The 15,676-nt window shown below is 41.8% G+C and carries 13 protein-coding genes; 6 read left to right on the top strand and 7 right to left on the bottom strand.

Going from position 1 to position 15,676, the window contains the following annotated elements; all coding sequences use genetic code 11:
- Position 1: 1 nt before the first annotated feature.
- From pstA to HZB59_10270, 7 genes are all read right to left on the bottom strand, one after another.
- Positions 2-898 (bottom strand): phosphate ABC transporter permease PstA, encoded by an 897-nt coding sequence (gene pstA / locus HZB59_10240; protein MBI5021806.1) that lies wholly within the window; start codon positions 896-898, stop codon positions 2-4.
- Positions 895-1,938, bottom strand: coding sequence for a phosphate ABC transporter permease subunit PstC (pstC, locus tag HZB59_10245; GenBank protein MBI5021807.1), 1,044 nt, complete (start codon positions 1,936-1,938; stop codon positions 895-897). The genes pstA and pstC overlap by 4 nt, the downstream gene beginning before the upstream one ends.
- 261 nt (positions 1,939-2,199) lie before the next feature.
- Positions 2,200-3,024, bottom strand: coding sequence for a phosphate ABC transporter substrate-binding protein (locus HZB59_10250; protein MBI5021808.1), 825 nt, complete (start codon positions 3,022-3,024; stop codon positions 2,200-2,202).
- A gap of 187 nt (positions 3,025-3,211) precedes the next feature.
- On the bottom strand, positions 3,212-4,576 hold the full coding sequence (locus HZB59_10255) for a hypothetical protein (protein MBI5021809.1): 1,365 nt from the start codon (positions 4,574-4,576) through the stop codon (positions 3,212-3,214).
- A 137-nt stretch (positions 4,577-4,713) separates the two neighbouring features.
- Positions 4,714-6,150 carry an ATP-binding protein gene (locus HZB59_10260; GenBank protein MBI5021810.1) on the bottom strand — a complete coding sequence of 479 codons (1,437 nt, stop codon included), beginning with the start codon at positions 6,148-6,150 and terminating at the stop codon, positions 4,714-4,716.
- 2 nt (positions 6,151-6,152) lie between these two features.
- A complete protein-coding gene (locus tag HZB59_10265) occupies positions 6,153-6,830 on the bottom strand; it encodes a response regulator transcription factor (GenBank protein MBI5021811.1) in 678 nt (225 codons plus the stop codon).
- Between the two features lie 36 nt (positions 6,831-6,866).
- A complete protein-coding gene (locus HZB59_10270; protein MBI5021812.1) occupies positions 6,867-7,310 on the bottom strand; it encodes a hypothetical protein in 444 nt (147 codons plus the stop codon).
- Positions 7,311-7,510: 200 nt separating this feature from the next.
- Between HZB59_10270 and HZB59_10275 the strand changes: the two genes are divergently transcribed.
- The 6 genes from HZB59_10275 to HZB59_10300 all read left to right on the top strand — a co-directional run bounded on the left by HZB59_10275 (position 7,511) and on the right by HZB59_10300 (position 15,650).
- The gene (locus tag HZB59_10275; protein ID MBI5021813.1) at positions 7,511-8,446 is read left to right on the top strand and encodes a hypothetical protein; all 936 of its coding nucleotides are present in this window, start codon (positions 7,511-7,513) and stop codon (positions 8,444-8,446) included.
- 111 nt (positions 8,447-8,557) lie between these two features.
- Positions 8,558-11,440 carry a serine hydrolase gene (locus HZB59_10280; GenBank protein MBI5021814.1) on the top strand — a complete coding sequence of 961 codons (2,883 nt, stop codon included), beginning with the start codon at positions 8,558-8,560 and terminating at the stop codon, positions 11,438-11,440.
- 57 nt (positions 11,441-11,497) lie between these two features.
- A complete protein-coding gene (gene pruA, locus HZB59_10285; protein ID MBI5021815.1) occupies positions 11,498-13,054 on the top strand; it encodes an L-glutamate gamma-semialdehyde dehydrogenase in 1,557 nt (518 codons plus the stop codon).
- Between the two features lie 85 nt (positions 13,055-13,139).
- The gene (gene sucC, locus HZB59_10290; GenBank protein ID MBI5021816.1) at positions 13,140-14,303 is read left to right on the top strand and encodes an ADP-forming succinate--CoA ligase subunit beta; all 1,164 of its coding nucleotides are present in this window, start codon (positions 13,140-13,142) and stop codon (positions 14,301-14,303) included.
- Between the two features lie 16 nt (positions 14,304-14,319).
- The gene (locus HZB59_10295; GenBank protein MBI5021817.1) at positions 14,320-14,853 is read left to right on the top strand and encodes a DinB family protein; all 534 of its coding nucleotides are present in this window, start codon (positions 14,320-14,322) and stop codon (positions 14,851-14,853) included.
- 26 nt (positions 14,854-14,879) lie between these two features.
- On the top strand, positions 14,880-15,650 hold the full coding sequence (locus HZB59_10300; GenBank protein MBI5021818.1) for a triose-phosphate isomerase: 771 nt from the start codon (positions 14,880-14,882) through the stop codon (positions 15,648-15,650).
- The last annotated feature ends 26 nt before the right edge of the window (positions 15,651-15,676 follow it).

Here is a 15,676-nt window from a genome sequence, read left to right on the forward strand (position 1 = left end):
CTTATATCGCTTTTGCCCGCAATCTGTATCGTAAAAATACAGTCGAAAAATTTAAAAGAAACGTTAACGCAAGCAAAACAAGAGCCGTTGCGTATTGGATACCAATTGTCGCTTCAACATCTGTGGATTGAGTCGACATCACATAAAGGTGGTAGCCGAGCTGCATGAATTGATCTGATAGCGACGACGGAAGATGAGGCAGAAAATATGCAACTCCGGTAAATAGAATCGGTGCTACCTCGCCCGCGCCACGACCCACTGCCAATATTGCACCTGTTAGAATTCCGGTGTATGCGTTAGGTAGAACTACTTTTATAATCGTTTGAAATTTTGTAGCGCCAAGCGCGAGACTTCCTTCCCGTAAATCTCTCGGAACTGCCCGCAGCGATTCTTCAACAGAAACAATCACAACTGGAAGTGTTAAGAGTGCCATGGTAAGACTTGCCCAGAGAATATTCGGCTGACCCCAATGCAACTGCGCGTCTCCTGAAATAAATTTGTCGATACCACCACCCACGAATTGTACAAAGAATCCAAGTCCGAAAAGTCCGAAAACAATTGCAGGAACTCCCGCGAGAGTGTTCACCGCAAAGCGTATCAGCTTTGTGAAGATTGAATTACGGTTTGCATATTCACTGAGATATATTGCGGTGATCGTCCCGATTGGAACTGCCGCTACCGACATAATGAGAACAAGCAACACAGTACCGATAATGGCGGGGAATATTCCGCCCGCCGTCATACCTTCAGCAGGTGCGCCGGTAAGAAATTCCCAGGATATCTTTCCCCACCCGCCTCTGATGATTTCAAACAACATGAAACCAATAACTGAAACGATCAGCAGGGTTGCCGCGGCAGTTGAAAAGACAAACATCCATCCGATAATTTTCTTTTTCATGCGGTTCCCTGAAATTTCTTCTGGAGTTTATTTCGGACATAAAACTCGGCGACTGCATTCAATATAAATGTAAAGACGAAGAGGATAGAACCGATGAAAAATAAAACGTTGTAATGTGTATCGCCGAAGACAACCTCCGCCATCTCTGCGCCGATAGTTGCCGACATTGTGCGAATTGGTTCAAAGAAATCGATCGACATCAAAGCGGCATTGCCAGTTGCCATCAGAACGATCATAGTCTCGCCGAATGCGCGTCCAACACCAAGTAGAAGCGCAGCGAACACGCCCGGAGTTGCCGCAGGTAAAACGACGAAAAGCGCTGTTTGCCACTTGGTTGCACCCAGCGCCAGACTCGCTTCGGTCATAAATTTTGGAACAGCCGAAAGAGCATCCTCCGTCACACTGTAAATAATCGGTATGGCGGCAAGAGAGAGAGCAATACCTCCGACGAACGCGTTAAGTCGGTACTGGTATCCGAAAAGATTTTGGAATAAACTTGCCAACGTAACAAGCGCGAAAAATCCGATTACAACGGATGGGAAGCCGGAGAGAAATTCAATCGCCGGTTTAAGGAATTCCCTTAGTTTTCTCGGAGCGAAGAACGATGTGTACAAAGCGGCAAGTATCGCTATCGGTGCGCCTATAAGAACTGCAATAAATGTTACTTTAAAACTTCCGACAATTAACGGAAGCAATCCATATTTTGGATTTTCTGAAACGGGCTGCCACTCATTGCCGAGCAAATTCTTGGCAGTCGCATCACCTTCGGAGCCGGATGATTCCACCGATTTATTTTTCTGCTCGGTAACAGTCTCGCTTGCGGCAGATGATTCTTCGCCGTAGGTTTCCTGAACTAATTCAGTGTTAGTGGTAGATGTTTGTTTGGTGGGTGAAAATATCGGCGCCGCTTCACGGAAGACAAATATAAAAATCAAAACTATGACTGCAAATGAAATGAACGATACGCCTTTGATTATTTTCTCAGCAATAAATTCACCGAAACGAAAACGTTTTTTCAGATTTATATTTCCGCCGACAATTTTGGATGCGGTATAATGATGGGCGGATGATCGTGTGTTTCGATCAGTTGAGATACCGTTCGTTTGTGTTCTGTTTAGAAGCAATTTGTTTTTTTACGACATGATGTTATGATGTATACTATTATCCTGCATAACAATCTATATAATAAAGATTACCGGCAGGTTATTGCAATGTTAAGAAATTGTTAAGAAATGAGGGGTTTATTGGGAAATTGAAGAGGTAGTCGCGGGACTGAAATCTGTGGCTACCGCTTAATCCTTTTATTTCACCGGAAAATATCCAACCTTTGTTACAATCTCTTGTCCTTCTTTGCTCAATATCCAATCGATGTATTCTTTCATAACGCCGGTTGGTCTGCTGCGTGTGTACATGTAAAGGTAGCGGGAGATAGGATAATCACCCGACTTCACATTTTCTTCTGTAGGTGGATACGCAGTTGAGTTGGCGTCTTTTTTGACTTTGAGAATGTTAATTCCTTTTGCGTATGCCTCACCACCGTATCCAATACCGTATTTGTCTTTCGAAACTGCATTCACCACCGCGGCTGTACCGGGAAGCGTTTGGACCGATGGAGCAAAATCTTCGCTATCCAAAACGTTGTCTTTGAAATAAACATAAGTGCCGGAACTGTTTTCCCGTCCGTACACAATTATTTTTGCATCAGGTCCGCCAACTTGTTTCCAGTTTGTTATATTACCTGTGTAAATATCTTTAAGTTGTTGAAGAGTTAATTCAGTCACTGGATTATTTTCTCGCACATAAATAGCAAGACCATCTTTTGCCACTTTTATTTCAACACCGAGGGTATTGAACCGCTGCTTTAGTTTCTCTTTTTCAGATTTTTTCATCGGTCGCGAGGCATTGCAAATATCCGTTGTGCCGTTGATGAGCGCCGAGATACCGACACCCGATCCACCGCCCGTTACCTGCACGGTAACATCGGGATGTTTCGACATATACAACTCAGCCCACCTCTGAGCAATAATCACCATCGTATCGGATCCCTTTACTGTGATCGTTTCATTTTTTTGCGAGAAACCAAATGCAATTATACCTGTCAATAAGATTAATATGTTTTTTATCATTTTATATGTCTCCTATAAGTTTATTAAATATCAAATTCTAATATCGAAACTCTAAACAAATCCGAATTATCAAATTCTAAGCATTCGTTGTTCTTTGAAGAATTAGGATTTAGAATTTGTTTAGGATTTCGAATTTCGTGTTTCGGATTTTTTCTGCTCATTGTTCTCTCTATAAACAAATCAATTCTTAAAATTTGTACTGCATTCTTAAAGTTAAAACATTATCTTTCAAATCGTTTTTGAACGGTGCCAATGTGCTTGTTGCAAGCGGATTAACTTTCTCGTTCTTCACCCAATCGTAGTAAAGAACAAATTTCACATTCGAATCCCAATGATATATCCAGCCCAAACCGAGTGTGCTGAATTTGATATCACCTGCATTCAAGTTACTGCCAACTGCGCCTATATCGTTCGCGGTGACGTCCTTATTCGGAATGTAAACATCATATTTCGCAATAAACTGGTTTTTCAATCCGATGTTTTGGACATAATTAATATACCACCCGTTGAAATTTCTCAGATAAAGATCGGTAACTTTCTTTCCGTCAATTATCGATTTTACATCTGACAAACCTGCCGCATCCGGATTGTAGAAAGAACTTGATTTATCTGTGCCGGGCTGTGTTCCCCAAAGATATTCGCCGTGTAGTGTAGCACCGCCGATTACAGGCACATCGTAGTAAAGCTGTAAATCGAATCCGTAATAATTTCTGTCGAAGCCATCACCCAGATTCGTTATAGTGGAGTCAACTTTATACTTTTTGTTCGAACTTGAATTATCAATCTCATTTATTTTTTTTGAATTTGCAGTGACCGCTCCTGCATAAACCGAGAAACCGCCGTCGATAGCAAGTCCTTCTTCATCGAACGGAAGCTGAAAGCCCGCCCTTCCGATAAAATCTTTGTGGCGGTCGGTTTCATTCGCATTATTTAAAACACCGTTAAAAACTCCGGCTTTGAGGTTGAAATAACTCAGAGGTCCGTTCTCAGGTGCAAGCTCGATTTTTGCGCCAAGCTCTCGCTCGCCGGGAAACAAAGTTTGAAACAATCGCGATCGCTCCGGAGTTTCGCGATTACTTGAAGAGTATGAAATCTCAAATCCAAACGGACGGTCGAACACACCTGCGGTAAAAGTTGCCACCTTTAACCATGGTTCTTTAATGGAAGCATACGCATCCTTAATTCCCACTCCACTTTGTGTAACATCCAACTGAATAACGTATTGTGTGAGATCGTTATCGTAATTGATTTTGAATCTTCCACGTCTGACTTGAAAACGTGATTTTACATTCTGAGGAAAATTACCACCTGCATAAGAGCCAATACTTGCCGATTCGGCAACTTGATATTGTGCCTGTATATAGCCGCTGATTTTAATTTTCTTCAGCACGTCTAAAGCTGATTTCATCTCAAGAACTGTTTCATTTATTCCATCGACTGCACCCTTTACTTCTGCAACTTCGTCTTTGGTCGCAACCGAAGAGCTATCCTGCGATTTAGCTTTTAGGTAAACTGCAATAAGAAGTGAAATGATAAAGATTATTCGTTTCATTAAATCTCCGATAATTTGTAATAGATGTTGATTAGCATCGATACAAATATAGAGAATGGATATTACGCGGAGGTTACGACGAGGTTATGAAATTGTTAAGAGTTTTGAGGAAAAATGTTGAAAATCTCTATCAAGAATCAAGTTTTAAGAACAAAGCTAAACGTGCTGCCTTTTCCTACCTCGCTTTGCACTTCAACTTTACTCCCGTGAGCTTCAATGATATGTTTCACGATTGCAAGTCCAAGTCCGGTGCCGCCTGCCTCGCGGGAACGTTCTTTATCAACGCGATAAAACCGTTCGAATATGCGGGGAAGATTTTCTTTTGGAATTCCGACACCCGAATCTTCAACAATTATTCGGACAGCAGAAGCGAGGTTTTCGTACCTGACTTTTACCCATCCACCTGTAACATTATATTTCAGTGCGTTATCTATCAAATTAATCAGTGCCTGTCTTAATCTTTCCTTGTCGCCATAAACTTCTGTAGGATGAGATGGTAAATCAAGATTGATTGGAATCTGAGGATGGTGCAAAGAAGAATTAAATTCTGCGACGATCGATTTTAAGAAATCGTTTATCTCAAAATATCGGAAACTCATTTTCATTTCACCCGATTCTATTCTGGATATTTCGATTAGATCTGCAAGAAGTGTATTGAGCCGAAGGGTGTTCTGGAGTGCCCGATCAATAAAATCGCGGTTGACTGTCTTATCGTCGATTGCTCCGTTGAGCAGCGTTTCCAGCATCCCCTGGATTGCAAATATAGGAGTTCGTAATTCGTGGGAAACATTTCCCAGAAATTCGTTTCTAACACGCTCTAATTTTTTTAATTGAGCTATATCTTGCTTCAGTTTTTCAACCATCCCGTTTATTGTCTCGGCAAGTTTACTGAATTCTTTTGTGGAGGAGTGTGGTAAACTTATTTCATAATTTCCGTTTTTAATCTGTTCCGAATAGAATGCCATCTGCTCGATTGGTCGGGAAGTTTGTCGTGAGATAATGAATGCTATTCCTCCCACAAATAACAGAATCACTAGACCAACGAGAATAATTTTACCGTGAATGTCGCTCATTACTTCTTGAACACTGGTCAATGGCATACCCAGTCGGATATACATAACTTCAACATATCCGGTTTGAGCGGGGAATGGTGCCACTAATTTCCTTGCCAAGTATAACATATCCGTGTTCAGGGTCGAACTGTGCCGTGTGCTCACACCTACCGATTTATCGTTCGCCTCTTTGATTTCAGGCCGGTCTGAATGATTCTCCACAGCCGCTAACTGATTTTGACTGAGCTCTGATTCAAAAACAACCAATCCTTTTTCAGTAATCAACGTCAATCTAAGATGTGCTGATAATGCGAATTGTTGAAGAGTAGAATAAGCCGATTCATCGGTTGTAATAGAACTTCTGATGAAATATTCAATTTCTTCCGATTGAATTTTCATTTCAGTAACCAAACGCTCCCGGAAATAATTATCCAGGGAGAATGAGGAGAATACCCCCATTGAAATAATGATTGCAGTCGATAAAATCAGAAGAAGTAAAATAAGTTTTATTCTAATAGTCATAATCAATCACGTAAACGGTAACCGACGCCCTTGATTGTTTCGATAATATCTGCATGAGCATCCAATTTTTCACGGATCTTCCTTATGTGAACGTCGACCGTGCGTTCTACAACACGCACATCATCTCCCCAAATCACGGAAAGCAGGGTTTCACGTCTCACTACCTGATTCGGGTGAGACGCAAGATAACGCAATACTTCAAATTCTTTTTTAGGGAAAAATATTTCAACGCCGTTAATTTTTATAGTGTGTTCTAATGGAGATATTTCTACCGCTCCGATTTTAATTGTTGTAAGCTTCGATTCTTTTTCCTCATATTTTCTGAAAACATTTCTGATGCGGGCAAGCAGTTTTGGAATACTTATCGGTTTTACAATGTAATCATCTGCTCCAAGCTCCAATCCGAGAACTTCATCGGCTTCGGCACCTTTAGCAGTAAGAAATATTATCGGAATCTTCGATGTCTGGCTTTTTTTCTTCAACTGCCTGGCAATTTCCCAGCCGTCTAATCCCGGCATCATCACATCAAGAATGATCAAATCGGTTTTTTGATTTGCTTTTGCAATCGCTTCGTTTCCATTGCGGGCAACCATAATATCGAATCCGTCTTTTTGAAGATTATACTTCAATAGCTCAAGTATATCTTTTTCATCATCTACTATTAAAATTGTTTTTGGCATAAATGCGCAAATCTACTGATTGAAAAGAGTCGCCAGTTAGGCGCTCGTTATTTTATTAGATTGAATTGCTCGAGCAAGCAATTCCGGTTCATCTGTACCTATGCGAAACTTTTTACCGTTTTTCAATGTCAGTTCCACAGCTTGTAAGCCCGACACATTCCATAACATATATTTCCCGGGTATCCACCGAATTCCCCATCCGGCGAGCCAGGAATTAGTCACAGATCGAACCTCAGTTATATCCGATAGCTTGATCTCTTTTCTGATAAGTCCGGGTCCGAAATAACATGTAACATTTCCATGGTTGATTTCTACGGTGAGTGACGCGAAGAGGAATACCATAATCAGGAGTAAGATCGCGACTCCCGCTTCGATGGGGTGAATCAATCCACCGATCAGGGAATGAACCAGAATTGCCAGGATGACAATTCCAACGGCTACGATTATTACAGCGCCAAATTGTGTATGACGGTATTCCATAGTTTGTCCTTTTCAGTATGCACCCTTGCGTACAAGTTAGTAAATGTCCTGTTTAAGTTCAAATATCTATGTTAAAAATCGTATAAGCACCATCTCCCAAATCAGATTCGTCACAACCTTCTTGCAAATAACATCCTTTTTATATACTTTTACACAAATAAAAATTGTTATGAAATCGTGCGAAAAGAACAATAAATCCGATGGGTGAGTTGAGAAAATATGTAATCGGCATCGACGGCGGCGGGACTAAAACCAACGCATTGCTTGTAAATTTTGACGGGACTGTTGTTTCGGAAGCATCGACCGGCTCAACTCAATTGCAAACCATAGGAATTAAAGAATCATCTCAAATTCTATTTGATCTGATCTTCCAGTGTTGTCAACAAGCCGCTTGCACAGCCGATTCTGTTCACAATGTTGTAATGGGAATCGCGGGTGCAGGCAGAGCATCCGACAGATCCAATTTGGTTTCTTCGCTTCAATCCATTGCCGTAAAGAAAAAATTTCCTCTCAACAACATCACAGTTGAGACAGATGCCCGGATAGCACTTGAGGCCGCATTTGCCGGAGGTCCCGGTATAATAATAATCGCAGGGACGGGATCAATCGCGCTTTATCGTACGGAAGATGGAAAACTATTACGCACGGGCGGTTGGGGAAAAATTCTGGGTGACGAAGGAAGCGGATTCTCGGTTGGCAGAGGCGCGTTGAATGCGGTTATGCGTCAGCACGATAATCGGGGAGACAAAACTGAGCTAACTAAAAAAGCCCTGGATCATTTTCAGGTTTCTACAATTGACGATCTTATTCAGAAAATATATCACGGTTCTGCGGATGTCGCATCGTTCGCGCCGCGAGTTTGTGAAGCGGCATCCGCTTTCGATCATGTTGCACGCTCTGTTCTGGTAAAGAATGCCAACGAGTTGATGGATCATGTCAGAGTTCTTATAATGCAATCACGTCCGAAGAAAAAAATTCCTGTCGCACTTATGGGTGGAATGCTTGAAACAGATACACCATATTCAAAAATGGTAAGAGAAAAAATCATAAGTTCTCTTCCGAATGTTGTCGTCCAAAAACCGAAATTTCCTGCCGCTTTCGGAGCTGCAATAATGGGATTGAACGCGTTCAAGTAATATTTTTTCACTCTGAGATTACCGGGAATTATTCGAGATTTATCGGTAAGGTATTTTTGCTTTCCACTTCTTTTTTGATTAAAATTGGGTGTCAATTTATCATAATTGCAGATGAAAATTTCCCCTAATTTATTCCCGATCTTTATTTTTTTCTTTTTATTATTGATTCTTATCCAGGGATGCGCTCCTGTATCAAGTGTCAAACCGATGAGTGAGAATGAATGGATCGGATCGACTTTGAATCGTTTAACGTTAAGAGAAAAAATTTCTCAGATGATCATGTCTCGTGCTTATGGTTACTATTACAGCGACCGGAGTGACGAGTTCAAACGTATCGAACGATTGGTGAAGGAGCAAAAAGTGGGGGGATTGATTTTTTTTCAGGGCGATGTTTATGAAACTGCTACTCTTATCAACCGATTTCAGGAAATGTCGCATGTGCCGTTGTTGATCGGTGCGGATTTCGAATGGGGGAGCGCGATGCGTATTCGGAGAGGAACAAGATTCCCCGAAGCAATGGCGATTGGAGTGACTCAGGATGGGGCTCTGGCTTTTAAAGTAGGTGAAGCAATAGGCAAAGAATCACGAGCGCTCGGTGTGCACCAGGTTTTTGCGCCGGTTGCCGATGTAAATAATAATCCGAACAATCCTGTAATTAACACCCGCTCGTTCGGTGAAAATCAATATCTCGTTGCCGATATGGCGTCTGCATTTGCAAAAGGACTGGAATCGGGCGGAGTTATAGCTACAGCGAAACATTTCCCCGGGCACGGCGATACGCAAACCGATTCGCATCTCGATCTTCCCTTTATCGATAAGACCGAAACAAGGTTAGACAGCATAGAATTATTTCCATTCCGTCAATTGATCAATCAAGGAATATCGTCTATAATGGTTGCGCATCTCGAAGTTCCTTCTCTTGAATCGAAAAAAATTCCGGCAACATTATCTTCATCAATTATCACAGGACATTTAAAAAAGGAATTGGGATTTCAGGGACTTGTAGTAACAGATGCGCTTGATATGGGCGCTATAGTGAATAGATTCACACCCGATTCCGCCGCTGTTAAAGCCGTCGAAGCAGGTGTGGATATCCTTCTTGTTCTTCCCGATGAAGAAAAAGCGATAGATGCGATTGAAAACGCTGTTAAGAAAGGAACGATTTCCGAAGCGCGTATAAATGAATCCGCACGAAAGATTTTAAAATACAAATGGTCGATGGGATTATCCGTGAACCGTTTGGTTGATTTGAAAAAAATTCCCGAAATTATTGCCACCCCCGATCATCTCGCGCTATCGAGCCAGGTTGCGAGAAATTCGATAACTGTTTTAAAGAACGATTCAATTCTTCCGCTCGAGCGTTTTGGTGAAAAACGTATACTCGAAGTTGTACTTTCCGATGCAGATAATTACCGGACAGAGATTCATCGCAGTTCAACTACTTCACCGAACGAAGCAGTCGGTGATTATTTCACAGCGCAACTAAAGAAGCGATATTCAAATTTACAAACTGTCAAAATTAATCCGTCGGGTGACTCACTAGATTATAATTCAGTCTTCAAAAAAGCAAATGATGCCGATTTGATTATTTGTCCGGTATTTTCCAAGGCGCGTTCCGGTTCCGGTTCGTTTGGATTTTCTCCGGATCTGATTGGCGTTGTCGATTCACTCAATAAGCTTGGTAAGCCGTTGGTGCTGATCGCGTTAGGAAGTCCGTATGTTGTCGGTGCATTCCCGAATGCAGACGCTATTATTTGTACATATTCTGATTGCGAAGTTTCAACAGAAGCAGTTAACGAAGCGTTATTCGGAGAAATCCCGACGAAAGGGAAATTACCCGTGACAATTCCCGATTTGTTTTCATACGGAAGCGGAATTAATTTATCCCAATCTATATTGAGGAAAGATATTCCGGAGAATGTTGGAATGATTCGTGATAGTCTTGCCCGGCTCGATTCGATCATGACTGATGCGATTCAAAATCATGCTTTCCCTGGCGGGCAGCTTCTGGTGGCGAAAGACGGCGCGGTGGTTTATAATAAATCGTTCGGGTCATTCGAGTTTAATTCTAAAAGCGCTAAGGTGAGTGCCTCCACTGTCTACGATATCGCATCGGTAACTAAAGTTATTGCAACCACATCGGCAATCATGAGATTGTATGATGAAGAAAAGATTCGACTTGATGATTTGGTGATGAAATATATCCCTGAATTCGGAAATAATGGTAAAGAAAAAATAACAATCAGAAATTTACTTCTGCACAACGGTGGACTGCCCGCTTTTAAAAGATTGTTCCTGACATGTAAATCGCCTGAGGAAGTTTTGGATTCCGTTTATCAGACAGAAACGATTTATCCAACTGGTGATTCAACCATTTACAGCGATTTCGATTTCATACTGCTTGGAAAGATTGTTGAAAAGATTTCCGGTGTAACGCTGGATAAATATGTCGATTCAGTTTTCTTCAAACCTTTAGGTATGACATCAACAATATACAACCCCCCATCATCCATTTGGAGAAAGATCACACCGACTGAATACGATTCTGTTTACAGAAAACGATTGATCCAGGGTGAGGTTCACGATGAAAATGCGTTCGCGCTGGGCGGTATATCCGGTCACTCAGGATTGTTCTCAACTGCAACCGACCTATCAATATTTTTGCAGATGATAATGAACGGTGGAAATTACGGTGGCAAGCAACTCTTAAAACCTGAGACAATAAAACTTTTTACAGCACGGCACGGTAAACAAAGCACACGCGCGCTTGGCTGGGATACCAAAACAATGAACGGTTATAGTTCGGCAGGTACTTTATTTGGAGAGAAATCTTTCGGGCATACCGGTTTTACCGGAACATCTGTTTGGGTTGAGCCGGAGAAAAATATTTTTGTTATATTACTGACCAATCGTGTTTATCCGACGCGAAATAATCCCAAAATCATGCAAATTCGACCGAAAGTGCATGATACTGTTATGAAATCAATTTATTAACAAAATTCTTATTTATCTGCATCTTAAATCTTGAAACGTTTTACTTAGGAGTAACTTATGTCAATCCCAAAATTTAAAAATGAACCATATATCGATTGGTCGAAACCGGCTAACCGGAAAAAACAAGAACAAGCAATAGCAAAACTTGAATCGCAGTTCGGTAAAGAATATCCGAACATAATCGGTGGTGAGAAAGTGTTTACAACTACAAAACTTAATTCTCTCAATCCATCCGATCCGAATCAGATTGTAGGTGTGTTCCAGAAAGGAACTGCGGATGACGCGCTCAAGGCGCTCGATATCGCACTCAAGAAATTTGAAGAGTGGCGATGGGTTCCGCCAGTGAAACGTGCACAATATCTTTTTAAAGCGGCGAAGGTAATGCGCAAGCGTAGATTTGAAATTAATGCCGCGATGATTCTTGAAGTCGGCAAAACCTGGCCCGAAGCGGATGGCGATACCGCCGAGGCGATTGACTTCCTCGAATTCTACGCCCGGGAAATGTTACGCTATGCAAATGCAAAAACAGCAGTTCAACTCCCCGGTGAGAAGGACGAACTTCAGTATATCCCGCTCGGTGTCGGTTTGGTTGTGCCACCATGGAATTTTCCGATGGCTATTCTCGCGGGTATGACGACTGCCGCAGTTGTTTCGGGAAATACGGTTGTGCTAAAACCATCAAGTGATTCTCCGCTTATCGGTTATAAATTTATGGAAGTGATGGAGGAAACCGGAATACCTGCCGGTGTTATTAATTTTGTCGCCGGTCCCGGAGGTGCTGTCGGTGATACTTTAGTGAAACATCCTAAAGTTCGCTTTGTTTCATTCACCGGATCAAAGGAAGTCGGAATTCATATTTATCAGGAAGCAGCGAAGGTTCAACCCGGACAAATCTGGCTGAAGCGTGTTGTCGCAGAGATGGGCGGCAAGGACGCAATTATAATTGACAGCGAGGCGAATCTTGAAGAAGCCGCCGCAGGTGTTATAGTTGCGGCGTACGGATTCCAGGGACAAAAATGTTCCGCATGTTCACGTGCCATCGTTGATGAGAAAGTTTATGATAAATTTGTACAAATGTTGAAGCCGAAAGCTGAGTCAATCACAGTCGGTCCATCAAAAATCTTGAGCAACTTTATGGGTCCCGTCATTAATAAAGGATCATTGGAAAAAATGTTGGAATATATCCAGATTGCTCAGAAAGAAGGGGGACGTTTAATAGCAGGTGGCGATCGTGCATCCGGCGAGGGGTATTTCCTCCGCCCAACAATAATAGCAGATGTTGAACCGACCGCGACTATAGCGCAGGAAGAAATTTTCGGACCTGTGCTTGCAGTTATTAAAGCGAAGAATTTCGATCACGCGCTCGAGATTGCGAATAATACCGAGTTCGGTTTAACCGGCGCGGTTTATTCGAAAAATAAAAAGAAAATTGAGCGTGCAAAAAAGGAATTCCATTGCGGTAATCTGTATCTCAATCGCAAATGCACGGGCGCAATGGTTGGCGCACATCCTTTTGGCGGATTCAATATGAGTGGAACAGATTCAAAAGCAGGCGGACAAGATTATTTGGGGTTGTTCACACAAGCAAAATCGATTGCGACAAAAATTAAATAAACTCTTCATGATTCACGATTCAAAGTTACGCAACTTGAATCGTGAATCATACGACTTGAATCCAATATAGTATAACGGAGAAAAAATGAAAATACACGAATATCAAGGAAAAGAAATTTTAAAGAAATTTGGTGTGGTTGTTCCACAAGGTGGAGTTGCTTTCTCTGTGGAGGAGGCGGTGAAAGTCGCTCAAAGTATCGGCGGAAATGTGTGGGTAGTAAAAGCGCAAATCCATGCTGGCGGCCGTGGCAAAGGCGGTGGTGTGAAAATTGCAAAAAGTTTGGATGAGGTACAACAACTTGCTTCACAAATTCTTGGTATGAGATTGATTACTCATCAGACAGGACCGGAAGGGAAAATTGTAAAACGACTTCTCATCGAGCAAGGAATTTCGATTGCGAAAGAGTTGTATGTTGGAATCACTCTCGATCGCGCGAAATCTCAAAATGTAGTTATGGCATCGACGGAAGGTGGAGTTGAAATTGAAAAAGTTGCAGCGGAAATGCCCGAAAAAATATTGAAGGAGACGATCAATCCTTCTATCGGTTTCAAAGATTTTCAAGCGCGTAAGCTGTCATTCGGATTGGGATTATCGGGTGACGCGCTAAAAAATGCAGTTAAATTCCTGATGTCACTTTATCGTGCTTATGAAGAAACAGATGCGTCGTTAGCGGAAATAAATCCGTTAGTCATTACTACCGATGGAAACGTGTTAGCGTTAGATGCGAAAATGAACTTTGATGATAACGCACTTTTTCGCCATCCCGATATTCTCGCGATGCGCGACCTTGACGAAGAGGAACCGTTAGAAATCGAAGCATCGAAATATAATCTTAATTACATCAAGCTTGACGGTAATGTGGGATGCATGGTTAACGGTGCCGGGCTTGCCATGGCAACTATGGATATTATCAAGCTCGCAGGCGGTGAACCGGCAAATTTCCTGGATGTCGGAGGTGGCGCCAATGTTGAAACAGTTTCGAACGGTTTTAAAATTATTCTTTCGGATAAAAATGTCAAAGCAGTTCTAATAAACATATTCGGTGGAATTGTACGCTGTGACCGCGTGGCAAATGGTGTCATTGAGGCGGCGAAGCAGGTGAATATTACTTTACCTGTTGTTGTTCGTCTTGACGGAACGAACGCCGAAGAAGCAAGAGAAATACTTGCAAATTCAGGATTGAACTTTGCCGTGGCTACGAGTTTCGAGGATGCGGCACGAAAAGTTACACAAGCAATTCAAAATTAAAAAGGAAAAATTAAAAATGAAAAAGATTAATAAAGCATCGCTTAAGAATAATCCATACGCCAAACAATTGACACTTTATGTGGTCGATAAAACACCGCTGCAGGTATTCGAGGCGACCCCGAAAGAGATATCAAAAACTATTCGCGGCTTAACAAAAAGTCAATTGCAAAAATCTATTAAGAAAGGCAAATGGTCGATAGCGCAGATTGTAGCTCATCTGACTGACGGTGAAATAGTTCTGAGTTATCGCTTCAGAAAAGTTATTTCCGAACCGGGATCAAAAATAGATTTCTACAACCAAAATAAATGGTCGAAGAATCTTCATTATGAAAAAGCGGATTGCATGAAAAAACTTGCATTGTTTACTGCTATTCGAAAAGAAAACGTAGAACTATTGAAATCTCTCTCTTCGAAAGAATGGAAACGTTTCGGGATGCATTCGGAACGCGGTAAAGAAACAATCGAGAAAATGCTTTTGCTTTATGCCGGTCACGATATGAATCACTTGAAACAGATTGAAAACATCAAGCAATTATTGACTTCAAAATAAAAACAGTTGAGCGCGAAGAGGAAATAATGCGAAAAAAAATAATTGCCGGCAATTGGAAGATGAACAAAGACATCCATGAAACCGCATCCTTGATTGCAGAATTACGGGAACGGATGAAAGATTACAAGAATGAAGTTGATGTTGTAATCTGTCCGCCTTACACATCTTTGGTCGTGGCGAAATCATTGATCAAAGATTCTCCGATCAAGCTTGGTGCTCAAAACATGTCGCAATATGATGATGGGGCTTACACGGGTGAGACATCGGCGAAAATGCTGACCGTTATCGGTTGTCAATATGTTATACTCGGTCATTCTGAAAGAAGACAATATTTTAAGGAAACCGATGAGATCGTGAATGCCAAAATCAAAAAAGCGCTTGGTGCCGGGCTAACTCCCATTGTCTGCATAGGAGAGACGCTCGAAGAACGAGAAACCGGTATAACCGATAAAATTATTACAACTCAAGTTCAAGGTGTGTTAAAAGAGTTGGCGTCATCCGAAGTGGAGAAAATAATAATTGCTTATGAACCTGTGTGGGCAATCGGCACAGGTAAAAACGCAACACCTGAACAGGCTAATCAGGTTCATAAACTAATCCGAAAACAGATCGGACAAATCTATTCATGGACTGTAGCGGAGAAACTCATTATCCAATATGGTGGAAGTATGAATGCACAAAACGCGTCTGCACTTTTAGCGCAATCCGACATAGATGGCGGATTAATTGGGGGAGCAAGCTTAAAAGCCGATGCGTTTATGGCGATCATTCAGGCTGGTGTTGAATCTTCCCTATAGCATATTGCTTGGTTCAATCCTAATCC

The organism is Ignavibacteriales bacterium (assembly GCA_016214905.1).
Classification (GTDB): domain Bacteria; phylum Bacteroidota; class Ignavibacteria; order UBA10030; family SZUA-254; genus PNNN01.